This window comes from Methylobacterium sp. 37f (assembly GCF_023093475.1).
Classification (GTDB): Bacteria; Pseudomonadota; Alphaproteobacteria; order Rhizobiales; family Beijerinckiaceae; genus Methylobacterium.
Genome location: NZ_JAGHKN010000019.1, coordinates 74,754 through 88,426, shown reverse-complemented (window position 1 = coordinate 88,426; position 13,673 = coordinate 74,754). Strand labels below are relative to the sequence as shown.

The following is a 13,673-nucleotide window of genomic DNA, read 5'->3' as shown; positions in this document are numbered from 1 at the left end:
TAGTCGTCCAGCGAACTGGGCAGCAACCAGGATTGCCGACGGTCCTGCCCTTCGACGAACCGACCCATGCCGACCTCCGCAGATGAGGCCGCAAGTCTACTTCAGATCGGGCTTTTGACACAGCCTCCATCCTTCTCAGACTTCGCCGCGTTCGGAAGCTCCTGTCGATAAAACGGTCGTTTTTAAGACATCAGGCATCCTCAGCGTCTGGTGCATGGCAGGCGGGGCGGAACGCTAAGAGGTGAGCCCCGCCTGCGCCTGGATCGCGGCCTTTACCTTCGCCAATCCCGCCGCCGCGATGTCGGGATAAGGACAGTCACGCGCCGCATCTCCGGCTCTGCGACGTGCTGTGTGCGGCTTCGACAGTAGCGACCCAGCGGCAATCGCCTCGAAGTAGGCGGTCCAGTATCTTGGTCCCATCGTACGCACCCCGCTCGATGATCCCTGTGATGTCGACGGCATGAGCTTTCCCCAGCGACCAGACGCGAAAGGCGTCTACATCCTATCGGACTGGTGAACGTCGTCTCAACCGTCTCGATCTCCTGATTCGATGGCCTTAACCGACCCGGAGGGCGATGACGTTCGATCCGGGTTCGCCGTGACCCACGAAGCGCCGTGACGGCCTCGGCGGGATCGGTGTCAGGATCGCGGCCGACACAGGCTGTAGCGTCGTCCCCAGGTCCAAGGCGTGCTGGAAAGCGTCAGCCACCACGGCCATCCGGTTGTTCGACGAGGCCCACGACGAACAGGAGCGGCCGGAAGCGGCGGTAGTGCGGCGTGGTTCACATTGAAGGAAGCTCCTGGGCGGCCGATGACATACACGCTTCACCGCCTCGCCCCCGGCAGCTACGATCTCATCCTCAACGGCGAGATCGTCGGCAGTGTGGTGCGTGCGGCCTCAATCGATGGCGGCGCCCCTATCTGGCAGAGGTGGCTCGGTTTGTCTGAGCAGCGACCTGGACTTGGATAAGTGGATCTTCTGCCGGTTTCAGGCCGCCGCGGGATGCGGCAGCTGGTCGAAGTAGGCTTGGTCGGGGGTCCGCCGGTCAAGGCTCGAATGGGGCCTGCGCCCGTTATAGAAAACGAGGTATCGGCCGATCGAGGCGCGAGCCGTGCTGACAGTGTCGTAGGCCCGCAGGTAGATCTCCTCGTATTTGACCGACCGCCACAGCCGTTCGACGAAGACGTTGTCGCGCCACGCGCCTCGGCCGTCCATGCTGATGGCGATCCCGGCCTCCTGCAGCACGCTGGTGAAGGCGTGGCTGGTGAACTGGGAGCCCTGGTGGTGTTGAAGATCTCCGGCTTGCCGTGCCGGACGAGCGCTTCCTCCAGAACCTCGACGCAGAAGTCAGCCTCCATGGTGATCGATAGCCGCCAGGACAGGACCCGGCGACTGAACCAGTCGATGATGGCGGCGAGGTAGACGAACCCGCGCGCCATGGGCACGTAGGTGATGTCCATGGCCCAGACCTGATTGGGCCGATCGATCGTCAGGCCGCGCAGCAGATACGGGTAGATCTTGTGCCCAGGCGTCGGTTTCGAGGTGTTCGGCTTGCGATAGAGGGCCTCGATGCGAAGGCGCTTCATCAGCGTCGCAACATGGCAGCGGCCGATCACAATGCCCTCCTTGTTCAGAAGGTCGCGCAGCATCCGGCTGCCTGCAAAGGGGAGTTCGAGATGCAGTTCGTCCATCCGCCGCATCACGGCGAGATCAGCGGCTGGGACTGGGCGCGGTAGGTAGTAGACGCTGCCCCGGCTGATCCCGAGCGCCTTGGCCTGGCCGGCGATGGGGAGATCGTGACCGCGATCGATCATCGCTTTGCGCTCAGAAGACCGGCCTTGGCCCAAGCGCGCCGGACAAAAAATCGTTGGTCAGCGTCAACTCGCCGATCTTGGCATGCAGCGTCTTCACGTCGATGGCCGGTGCCGCCTCCGGCCTGGCCACGGCTCCGAACACCCCGGCAGCCCCGTCGAGAAGCTGAGCCTTCCAAGTCGTGATCTGATTGGGGTGGACATCGAACTGCTGAGCTAGTTCGGCCAGGGTCTTCTCGCCTCGCAGGGCAGCCAGAGCTACCTTCGCCTTGAAGGCCGGGAGATGGTTCCGGCGCTGTCGCTTGCTCATCATTGCTCCTGATCCGCAGCCATCCTGGCCGCCGTCAGGCAGAAACTCCACTCAGCCCAACTGTGCAGATTCCCCGAACCACCTCTCTCCAAGCCCCTAACACGACGCTTGCGGCTTACTTCTATCATTATGTTAGCGGTCGGGGCGTGTCGCAAACGCGATCGGACCTGCGTTTAACCCCGCGTTGACCATACGGTCTGCATGGCGCCTTCTGAACCGGAGGCCACCCATGATCCTGTCCGCCATCGCTGCGAAGCTCAAGCAGCGCGCCCAGCGCGACTTCAGGGGCCGGCACTACGAAGCGGCGCTCATCATCCAGGCCGTCGCCTGGTACTTGCGTTACCCGCTGAGCTATCTTGACATTGAGGAGCTGTTCTGAGGAACGCGGGGTCGAGGTGGATCACTCCACGCTGAACCGCTGGGTCCTGGCCTACGCACCGCTGATCGAGAAGCGGCTGCGCCAATTTCGCAAGCCGCACTGCGGGTCGATCCGGATCGATGAGACTTACATCAAGGTGCGTGGTGAGTGGCGCTACCTCTACCGAGCCGTCGACAAGCACGGCAATCCCGTCGACGTCCTGCTGACCGCCCACCGGGATCTCGACGCGGCCAAGCGCTTCTTCCGCAAGATGCTTTCGGCTGAGCCTCTCTTTGCTCCGGACCGTGTTGGTACCGATGGCGCCGGCACCTACCCGCCGGCCATTGCTGAAAGCCGCAAGGAGGGTCTACTGCCCCGCATGCCGCTCCACTACGTCACGAAGCACCTACAGCAGGGCATCGAGAGCGATCATTTCAGGGTCAAAAAGAACATGCCGCGGATCGGCGGCTTCCAGTCCTTCCACACGGCTCGGCGCACGATCCAAGGCTTCGAAGCCATGCTCTGGCTGCGCAAGGGCTTCGGCTTCGCCGGCGCGTGGACGGTCCGCGAACAGAACCAGCTACTCGGGTTCTGCTTCGGACTTCAGGCGGTTAACAAAACCTGAAAACGCGCGAGATCCAGCCTCGGATGCGGCCCGCGGCACGGCTTGCGACAAGCCCCGCCTACCTCGCCGACGTCATCACCCGCATCGTCGAGGGCCACCCCCAGCGCCGTCTCGACGACCTGCTGCCATGGGCCTACCCAGCCATGCCAGCCCTCAAAGCCGTGGCCTGAAAACAGCGCTTACCCTATGCCAAGCCACTCCATGATTGCTTCTGGCTTTGATGCTGACCGTCCGACGCCGCTACAGGGATAACCATATCGCTGTCCGCTACGCTTACCCAATGACCTTGCTCTCATCGCAAGGTGTATAGTCTCTGGAGCGTGTTTTAAAATTAGGCGATGAACAGCGGTAATTAAATAAATCTCTCGGAAAATCTCAAATTACTATATGTTAATTAAAGAATTAGTCTAAAGATGAGTGGATTACTTTTTGTTCACATTTTTGTGGAACAATCTTGGATACCTTCTAGTAACCTCGTTGGATATTCAGAGAAGCTGCAGCATAATGGTCAATATTAATGTCGGCGTCATCACGGATGGCAATGAGGGTGACGCCGTTGTGGGCGTTCTGAATGGCGGAGTAGTAGCCACAAATGACACAGTCGGCGGACTTAGTGGCACATATTTTTCCGCTTATAAAACCAGCTTCGCATACTACAATGTGAAAATTACCGCTTCAGGCGGTGGGACTTTCGACGTTGGATCGATTTATGGTGTGAATGCTGGCAGTGGACCAGACACACTTTTATTTCAGGGCTTGGGATTTTCAGATCAGGTCCTATTTACTCAAACGGTAACTTACAACCCTACTGACGTTAACAACAGCTTCTCATCCCAGCTAACGACCCTCAATTATACCGGCATCACAACCCTCAAGGTTTATGCCATCAATAATTCTGGGCAGCCTTTCTATTTTGATAGTCCTGACTTCGGTCTTATTTCGGCAAGTGGTACAGATACAACGCCACCTACAGTAATTAGTATTGCTGGGCCGTCAGGGCTCACAAATGCAGCAAGTCTTAGCTACACAGTTTCTTTTTCTGAAACTGTCAGTAACGTGACGGCCGGCGCCTTCACGCTTCACGACGTCAACGGGAACGTCGTAGTGGGAACGATTGGCACGCCAATCTCGTCTGATGGCGGCATCACCTACACGGTGGCCGTCTCTGGCCTGACCAGCGAAGGCGCGGTCCACCTCGACTTGAACGCCTCGGGCACCGGCATTCAAGACATTGCCGGCAATGCGCTCGCGGGCGGTGCCACTGGGACGAGCGTTATTCTCGACCATATGGCACCTGCGATTACCTTGGCACTCTCGGCCGATACCGGCCTGAACAACCACCCCCTCCTAACGGATGCGGCGAGCGGTGCGCTCGTCCTCAACGCGGCCGAGTTCGCACAGGCCCTACGCTTCGGCGGAACGGTGAGTGATGCCAATCTCGGTACTCCGAGCGGAGCCGTCGTTACCATTACGGCTGCCGATGGTCATGCTGTTCCCCCTCACGTCGTGCCCTTGCAGGGCGACGGCACCTACGCATTCCGCGTCGATGCACCTGGCACGGTTGGCGGCGTCAACCCGAGCATCGCGTCAGCTCTGACGGACGGTACCTACACCGTTGTCGCCTACACGCAGGATGCGGCCGGGAATATTGCCCAGACGGCACCAACGACCCTGATCGTGGACACCACGGCGGATGTCGGGGCTGATGCAGGGCTCAGCCTCGATGGGACTACCGATTTTCTGATCAACGCAGTCGAGGCGCGCACGGTCAGTTTTATCGTCACAGGCCTTGATGCCGACGCTACGGCCATCGCGACCTTCACGGATGGAACGCACACGGTCACGGCGAACGTCGTGGCGAACGGCACGGGCACGGTGGACCTATCCGGGTTCAACGGCACGGTGACCTCGTCGCTCGCCATCACGGACGTGCACCAGAATGTCGCTTCTGCGGTCGGCAGCACCGTGCTGGTCGACACCCTTGCCCCCTTTGAACCCGCGGGCTTGGCCGACATCGCGATCCGCAACGGCTTCGTTAACGCGGCTGCCAACACGCCCGCACAGACACTGACGGGAACGGCCCAGGCGAGCAGCGTCATTACGGTCTACGATGGTGCGACGGCACTCGGCGCCGTTGTAGCTGATGCCACGACCGGACGCTGGACCTTCACCCTTGGCGCCCTGGCAGAGGGGCAGCATGCTCTCTCGGCCGTCGCCACGGATCCTGCGGGTAATACTGGCACCGTGAGCCGCACGCTCGCCTTCGCAGTCGACACGCAGGCCCCCGGCGCGCCAAACTTGGCATTGACCCACGATACGGGTGCCAGCGCTACGGACGGCATCACGCGGGATAGCGCGATCACCCTAGTTCCCAGCGAGGTAGGCGGAACGCTGACCTACACGGTCGATGGTGCGATCGTGGCGGCCTATGATCTCGCGAGCCTCGCCCAAGGTGCGCACACCATCGCGGTCACGCACACGGATGTGGCCGGCAATGTCTCGGCCGCTACCAGCCTCGGCTTTACGCTCGACAGCATCGCGCCGAGTGTGCAGGCAGACACCCTGTCAGCTCGTGGCCTGTCCGCGCCTCTCACGGGCAATCTGCTCGCCAACGATACAGATGCTTCGCCTCTCCATCTCGACAGCCTACAGTTCGGCACCGGCCCTGCCATCAGCGTACCAACATCCGGTACGGCGCAAATCGCCGGAGCGCACGGCATCCTGACGATCGCGGCGGACGGCAGCTACAGCTACCACTCGACCTCGGCCGGGCACGACGTGTTCACCGAAACCGTGATGGACGCGGCCGGCAATGCGAGCCAGACCGCGCTGACCCTCAACGTGGATCATACGCAGGAAGCCACCTTCCGGTTCTTCGACACGAAGAGTGGGGGGCACTTCTTCACGGCGAGCGCGGACGAGGCGGCCCAGGTGCGTGCCAGCATGCCGAGCTTCGTTCAGGAAGGCATCGCCTGGACGACACCGGACAAGGGTACGGACACGGTCGACGTGTTCCGGTTCTACGACACGAAGACGGGAGACCATTTCTTCACCGCCGATGTCAGCGAGCGAGATGGGCTCATCCAGAGCGGGTCGAGCTACCACTACGAGGGCGTCGCGTTCGAAGCCTTCGCGAACGAGGGTGCAAGCGGTACGGCGGCGGTGGAGCGCTTCTTCAACGTGCAGACGGGCCAGCATCATTATGCGCTGGCCGGGGAGGCGGACAGCATCCGTCACGGTGCGGCGGGCGGCGGCTGGGTCGACGAGGGCAAGGCCTTCGTCGTGCAGGTTGCGCCTCATGATCTGATGGCCTGACCATGCTCGTTCCGTAGCGGGGCATCCGGCAGCTCATCCATTAAGCGGACTAGCTTCGTCGATTAGAGAGCGGCCGGGGGAAACCCTGGCCGTTTTCGTTTGGGCTGAGGCTTATAAGAAGCCGCTGCCGCTGTGATCCCTGAAGGCATTGGCTCGGCGGATGTACCCGACGACGGTTCGGGGGTCCCGGTGCCCGCTTTGATCCATGATCCGCGCGAGATCCGCGCCCCTCTCGGCCGCTGTCGTGATGTACCCGGCCCTTAAGGAGTGCGCTCCGAATGTCGAGGCATCGAAGCCAGCGACCTTCGCATACCCCTTGATGATGTCCGCAACAGCCTGGGTCGTGAGACGCGGTGGAGGGGCAGGCTTGGCCGCTTCACGCACCCGACCCGAGCGGGACACCGGCTGGAACACCGGACCTTCGCTGATCCCGGCTGCCTCGAGCCATTCGCGGACGAGGGCGACCGGGCGGATGAAGCGGCCATGCGGGATGGCCCTCTCGAAGCCCCTACCCTCCTGATGTAATTTTGAACACTGTACAAAATCTATGGGCTTCTATTGTGGCTTTAATCCCTGCGAGCCTAGCCGCCGCAGGAGATCGATGAGGCCAGAAGTAAGAACGAACTGATCCCCTTTCATAGCGTTCCTAGGTCCCAACCAGGAGAACACCCGACATGAGAACTTTTTACGCGGTGGCGGTCGTAGGTTTAACGCTTCTGGGTTCAATGGGCTCAGTCTCGGCTCAGCCCTATGGGGGCCGAGATAACGGAGATCGTGATCGTAGTTCCCGCGACCGCGGCGGGAATTATGGAGATCGCGACTACGATCGAGGACGTGGCAGTCGGGACCGCGAAGATAATGACGGCTATCGTGATCGTAGCTCCCGTAACCGAGACGACGACGACCATGGACGTGGCCGCAGGGATCGCAGTGAGGACCAAGGCTTCGACGAGCGCGAGTACCTGCGATGTAATCCCGACGTCCGCCAAGCCGTGGAGCAAGGTAAAATGCCCTCGGGTGCGGTCCACTACCGGACGTTTGGTCGTAAGGAAGGGCGCCGTCCCGGGTGCTGAAATGTAACCTGAGATGTACCTGTCCGCAGAAGTCACATCTGCGGACAATTCAACTTAATTGCAAGTAATATAATTATATTAATATTTGTAACAATACACTATACTTTTAGTGGGCATGTAATTTGTCGCTTTTCATTGCGTCCAAAGGTTCTATAATGGAATTCTCCTGACGCCATCTCGCCTCGTTTTACAGCCCGACGGACATCAGGATTACATCGTAAGTACTCGTCCTCGTCGAACTCAGCGTCAGGCTCCTCTTGCGACCCGCGACCCCATTGGCGTCCCTGGTCATCATCGTCGTACCTGCCACTGCGCTGACGGTCCCGATTTTCGTCGTACCCGCGACTACGTTCCCTTGGCCGATCATCATCATCGTAGCTGCGATCGCGCCTACCATAGTCTCGCCTCTCATAGCTGCGATTGCCATACTCACGCTCCTCGTAGCCGTCGTCACGGCTATCTCGCTGAGCCAAGGCTGCGTCCACCGCACCCAGAAGACTTAGACCTACGAGTGCTGTGACCCAGAGCGTTTTCATTTCGGCATCCTACTTATGTGTCGTCAAACGTGTGGGATGCCCATTCCAGTTCAACGGCCAAGCATAATTTTCAATGGACTAGCTTGGCCGTCACATGGGCGAGCTGCGCTCAGTGTCTCAGGTTCACACCTTGTCAGCCGCAGGTGCGACGATAACGGCGGCAGTTGCCCTGGCCTTCCTCACCATAACGATCCCTGTTCTCGCAAGCGTCGCGAAGCTCGCGGCACATCCGACGATAGCGGCGCTCTTCACGCTCTTCACGGAAACCGCGCCCATCATCAACTTCCACACCGCCAGGGCCGAACCGGAAACCCTGCGCAAAGCTGGAAGTATCTTGGAGCAGCAACCCACCAAGGGCCGCCGTCACGAGCAGGATTTTACGCATTAGAAGCTCCATATTCCTTGGGCTATTGAGGCAAGGAGCCAAACGCCCGGCTGCCAAGAACGGTTCGTTCAGCTGCACGACACTCCCACACTTAGGCTTGAACGCTCGTTGGAGATGACTGCATGGTCCTCCAGCACGTCCTACAGTTTGTTCAAAAAAACCGCCGCTACCATTGTACAAAAAACGACCGTTTCCCTGACGCTAAAACCAGTTAGGAAACGCTGCTCGGAAATCAAAAGCTCAGGATTTTGAACGTGACGCGGCCGAGACGATGCGGATCGGTTCGCTTAAGCCGCAGTATGGAAGCAGCATATGCGTGCGTCTGCTGGCATCATAGAGCCAGTTGCTCATCATGAACCGATAAACCGGCGTGACGGAAGCGCTAAGGCTGCCATCACGCCCGCGAGGCGCTTTGCCCGCTCTGTTGGTCTCGTACCCTGCTCAGAGAACCAGCGTGGCGCCGTCCTCGGGAGCGTAGAAGGCGATGCCCTCGAATTTATAGGTTTGGTTGGTGGCGATCACTTGGTCGCGTTCACCTTCAGACGCGGTGAAGAAATGCCCGCCGGTCTTCGTGTTGAAGAAGCGGTACACCTCTTCCGTGGCTGCACCCTGGTCGGCTGTGAAATCGTAGAAGCCGATCCCTTCCAGCTTGTAGTCGCGGTTGGTGGCAATCACTTGGTCGCGCTCACCTTCCGAAGTGGTGAAGAAGTGGCCACCCGTCTTCGTGTTGAAAAAGCGATACACTTCCTCCGTAGCTGCGCCCTGGTCAGTGGCAAAGCCACCAAAGCCGGTTCCTTCCGGCCGAAGATCTGAGCGGGTGGCTTGCACCTGTGCCGCCTCACCGTCCGAGATCGTGAAAAAATGTCCGCCAGTGTTCGTATTGAAGAACCGATGTACGCCGTCCGCCACCACGGTCGTTCCGCCGGGAGTCACGGTATTGACACTGAATGTTACTTCCCCAGCACTGCCAGCATTTCCGGCGGCGTCCGCGTAGCTACCCTCTGCGAACGAGACACGGCCCTGACTATTAAAGTTAATGGCTGGCGTGAACAAAGCCGTATATGTATCAGCATCCACGGTGGCGAAGTTACTCACCGAGCCGCCAGTGGCCGTGAGGTCGGTTGCGGCAAACCCGGTAACGGCCTCGCTGAACTGGAACGTCAGCGAGGCTGTCTCGCCAGCGGTGAGATGGCGGTCATTGACTGATAGCGCCGCCGTTGGAGCCAGTACATCTGGGTCACCGCCCCCGGACGGACTTGTCGAGAAAGTCAGCGTGTAGTTACCATGATAGCCATTACCGTTCCCTGTTCCGGGAGTCGAACTAATCAATAATTCGAGAACGTCGTTAAAAACCATATTAGGGTTTATAGTTTTTCTAAGCATCACAGAGCCGCTGCCCGAAATCGACTCAGTAAAAGATAATGATTGAGTTCCGCCTAATCCTGAATTCTCATATGTGTATTCTTCTTGACCGTAGGATAAAGTGATTGTTCCGGGCGAATCAAGTTGGTAGTTCAAATAAACCTTGTCCGTCGGCATCAAAGATCCGACTGAATCCTGGGTCCCACCGACAATATCAAATACAAAGGTATCGGCCCCATCAGGGGACGAAGAAAAATTAACACTTCCACGAAGGCTCCCTGTCACCGAACTGTTTTTATTGAGTAAGGGCACATTATTCTGGAAGTTAGCATCAGATGACCGGTCATTGTACGAGGATACTGCTGTAGAGGGCACAATCGGCATCAAAGTCTCCAATTCATCAAACTGATAGTATGGAACCAATGAAAGTTTCAGTACAAGTCGCCGCAATAATGAGACGATAAAATGACGTCGACCCTGTTACGAGGGAAAGTTGGCTAATCTTTTCGGCTGCATCAATAGAAAGGCTCCTTCATCTAGCAATGCAATCACGTATCAGCAGCCCTGCCAGATTCGTCGGATTAAGGACCATTTTTCTGACATATAAACTATTACGAACGGCTGATAGGAATTCAAAATCCCACGTTATGGGCCCGTGCATCTTCAAACCAAGGCGGAGCTGGTCTGATAGGTCACTTCGTGCAAGCAGCGCGGTCCTATAACTACGGCCCAAGGAAGCCGGCAGCTCGCAGGGAACCTATAAGAAGACGTGATTGTAGCGGGAAAGCTACAACCACATCCGTGGGGAGCTTTCCAGCTCTGTCGATCTCTTATCTCGCTCAGATGACGAGGGTAGCGCCGTCTTCGGGGGCGTAGAAGGCGATCCCCTCGAACTTGTAGGCTTGGTTGGTGGCGATCACCTGATCGCGCTCAGCCTCGGACGCAGTAAAGAAGTGGCCGCCTGTCTTCGTGTTGAAGAAACGATATACTTCCTCCGTGGCTGCGCCCTGGTCGGCTGTGAAATCGTAAAAGCCAATTCCTTCCAGTTTGTAGTCACGGTTGGTAGCAATCACCTCATCGCGCTCGCCTTCGGACGTCGTAAAGAAGTGCCCGCCGGTCTTCGTGTTGAAGAAGCGGTACACCTCCTCCGTGGATGCGCCCTGATCGGTAGCAAAGCCGCCAAAGCCAGTTCCCTCAGGCCGTAGGTCGGGCCGGGTTGCTTGTACTTGCGCGGCTTCACCGTCCGAAATCGTAAAGAAATGACCACCTGTCTGCGTGTTAAAGAACCGGTATACCCCGTCTGCTTCCACGGTTCCCCCCGGGTTGGTCGTTGTACTCACACCAATCGTAATCTGTCCTGCCTTGCCGGTATCTCCTGCAGTATCTGTATAACTGCCAGACGTAACTGATATCCGTGCTTCACCATTAGAATCAATATTTGGTGTAAAAACCCCCGTGTAAGTATCGGCGTCTATGCTTGTAAGATTACTAAATGTTCCGCCACTGGTGGAAACATCGCCTGCGGTGAAGCCCGTGACGGCTTCGCTGAACTGAAAAGTCACTACAGCGGTCTCGCCAGCAACAAGATGCTCATCGCTTACAGTCAATGACACGGTCGGAGGCGTTGATAGAGGCACCACCAAAGTTGCTTGGATTGTGCTGATAATACCGTTGGAAGAGCTTCCCGTCCCAGAAAAGGTTGTTCCATCATCTGTTGCAGAATATGGAATTACGACAGTGCCTAGGGACAAAGAACGGACGGTAATAGATATTCCAGATATGTTGCCAGAATTATCTATGCTTCCATCTCTCAATGAGCCCTGCGAAGAAAATGGAAGATCAATTAATCCATTTTTATCAATAGTGAAAGTTATTGGATCTGTGTAATCGAATTCTGCGCAGTAAGTATGGATTGTACCAGTATAAGTTCCAGCGTATGCCATGCTAATTCCTCCAACAAATAGCTTTAGTTGATTTTGTTGATCCGATTGGCATTTAAAAAAACTCACAGCGTATTGTGAATTATAAATTGCCCACTGGTCTTCACCCATTTGGGTGATGCAGAATGTGGCAATGTGAATTTTCAGAATATGATTGATTTTCAGTGAAGTTTAACGGGTAGTCCCGGACGCCGTGCTGCCTATCGCATCCTGAAAGACTTAAATCCGTGTCTTAGATGCGTGGATGTTCGGTATGCCGAACAGATCGGCGCTGTAAGTTTTACGATCGTTTTATCGACACCGAGTTCAGCGCAACGATCGGGGACCCATCCTCGAAGGCGCGGATGTCGGGAAAGCCTGACTGATTTTCTATTGTCGGATAAACGGTTTTTTTCGAGTCCCGACATGATGTCCAGCGACCGACTGTATCGAGCCCCGGCCTGCATCGTCGGATCGAACGTGCGAATGAGGTTCCCTCAGCTTTCATTGCACCCATGGGAGCTACAAAGGTCTGGAGGCTGTTGGCTATGCGCTGGACTGAAGTCACCGTAGAGTCACCGGCTGGTCACCTTCCGAGGACGGCCATAGGAGAGAAGAACCTCGGCCTGCTTCGGCGGGCCTTTTTCGTTTCTGTCAGTCAGTCAAGGCGGGAGCGAAGTGACCCATCGTTCCGACGCATTAACGACTCCTTGTTCATCAAAGAATTCTTGCGAAGACAGCGTTAGGCAGAAATTAAATTTGTGCCTTAAAATGGTCGCAACGAAGCGGCTGAGGGAGGCAGGTATCAGAGCGCTAGTCCTGAACATCGCGTATCAGACGTGGCAGCTAGACCGGTTCATCGCGGAGGCTGAGAAGGTAGCCTCTACATTGTCACTTGAGATCATGAACTTGATTGAGTCGAATGCAGACGCACGACCGGAGATAGACCGATTTTCCGTTCTATCTGAAAAGCTTCTTGACCTTCGTTATGAGCGCGCCACGATAGATAGTGTACTCTCAGAAATACCTGAACTTATGTGTGCTTGAAGGTCGTAGATCAGCACATCACCAAGCTGCAAGCTGTCCTCGAAGGAGCATAGCTTGGAATCGTTGGTTTCTAATACTCTGAATGAATTCGTTGGCTTCGGTATCCATGCTCTTTTCACGAAGGACCTGCACAACACGTTCCATGCAATCGACCAGTGATTCTATGACATCGAGTTTATTGCGGAGAATGTCGGCAGAACTGGACTGGTCTACCCTCATCGGAACGCCTTCGAACTGGTGAATATATTCCACCCTAATACCGATAGAATTAATAGATGATGCAATATCGCTTCGAGGTCGAACCAAGCGTGACAACCTGACGGGTTATGCGGTGGGACGCATTCGTCATAGGATTGCGCGATGGTCTTCCGAGGGCCATCACGTCCCATCACGAACCTTGGCCCGCTTCGGCGGGCCTCTTTCGTTTCATCCCAACGAAGCAGGCTTCCTCTCGATGGGTATAATCCGTCTAAGGTGTTCGTGAACGATTTCGGTTGAGAAGGGCTTCGGGATGAAGCACGCAGTGTCCGGCAAATCGCCCGGACCGGGAGTTTGTAGACCTGAAGTGACAACGATGCTGAGGTTTGCGTGATCCGAGGCGGCCATCCGTGCCAACGCGAATCCGTCGTGACGTCCTTCTAGATGTACGGCAGTGAACAGAAGGGCCAACTCTCGGCCGTGTACGTCCAAGAGCCGGATAGCGTCTTCACTCGACGGAACGTCTAGGACCCGGAAACCTGCCTCCTCAAGGATGGTTACGGTGTCCAGCCGAACCAACTTATGCGCCTCGACAACCAGGGCAAACGGGGCGTGGGATAAGCGGGGCCGGTCCATAGAGCAGCTACGTTCAGGAGCGAGAAAGGCTCCCGCGAGAGCTTCAATCCTCTGCGACTTCCATCAGAGCCAGCAGAATTTCAGGGCGAGCGCCGCG

At 57.1% G+C, this 13,673-nt stretch carries 5 protein-coding genes and 3 pseudogenes; 3 read left to right on the top strand and 5 right to left on the bottom strand.

The window, feature by feature from the left end; genetic code table 11:
* Positions 1–988: 988 nt before the first annotated feature.
* Positions 989–2,122 (bottom strand): annotated as a pseudogene (locus tag J7U37_RS14550) (IS3 family transposase).
* Between the two features lie 229 nt (positions 2,123–2,351).
* Here J7U37_RS14550 and J7U37_RS14545 point away from each other — a divergent pair.
* From J7U37_RS14545 to J7U37_RS14535, 3 genes and pseudogenes are all read left to right on the top strand, one after another.
* A pseudogene (locus J7U37_RS14545) lies at positions 2,352–3,105 on the top strand (IS6 family transposase).
* Positions 3,106–3,161: 56 nt separating this feature from the next.
* A pseudogene (locus J7U37_RS14540) lies at positions 3,162–3,275 on the top strand (transposase domain-containing protein); the annotation flags it as partial.
* Between the two features lie 334 nt (positions 3,276–3,609).
* On the top strand, positions 3,610–6,420 hold the full coding sequence (locus J7U37_RS14535) for an Ig-like domain-containing protein (protein WP_247636188.1): 2,811 nt from the start codon (positions 3,610–3,612) through the stop codon (positions 6,418–6,420).
* A gap of 111 nt (positions 6,421–6,531) precedes the next feature.
* On the opposite strand, the gene J7U37_RS14530 is transcribed toward J7U37_RS14535, so the two are convergent.
* From J7U37_RS14530 to J7U37_RS14505, 4 genes are all read right to left on the bottom strand, one after another.
* Positions 6,532–6,912 carry a tyrosine-type recombinase/integrase gene (locus J7U37_RS14530; RefSeq protein WP_348772996.1) on the bottom strand — a complete coding sequence of 127 codons (381 nt, stop codon included), beginning with the start codon at positions 6,910–6,912 and terminating at the stop codon, positions 6,532–6,534.
* Positions 6,913–8,162: 1,250 nt separating this feature from the next.
* Positions 8,163–8,414 (bottom strand): hypothetical protein, encoded by a 252-nt coding sequence (locus J7U37_RS14515; protein WP_247636185.1) that lies wholly within the window; start codon positions 8,412–8,414, stop codon positions 8,163–8,165.
* A 441-nt stretch (positions 8,415–8,855) separates the two neighbouring features.
* Positions 8,856–10,160: an Ig-like domain-containing protein gene (locus J7U37_RS14510; RefSeq protein ID WP_247636184.1), complete on the bottom strand. Its 1,305-nt coding sequence runs from the start codon at positions 10,158–10,160 to the stop codon at positions 8,856–8,858.
* A 455-nt stretch (positions 10,161–10,615) separates the two neighbouring features.
* Entirely contained in the window at positions 10,616–11,827 is a 1,212-nt protein-coding gene (locus tag J7U37_RS14505) for an Ig-like domain-containing protein (RefSeq protein ID WP_247636183.1), read from the bottom strand.
* Between the last annotated feature and the right edge of the window lie 1,846 nt (positions 11,828–13,673).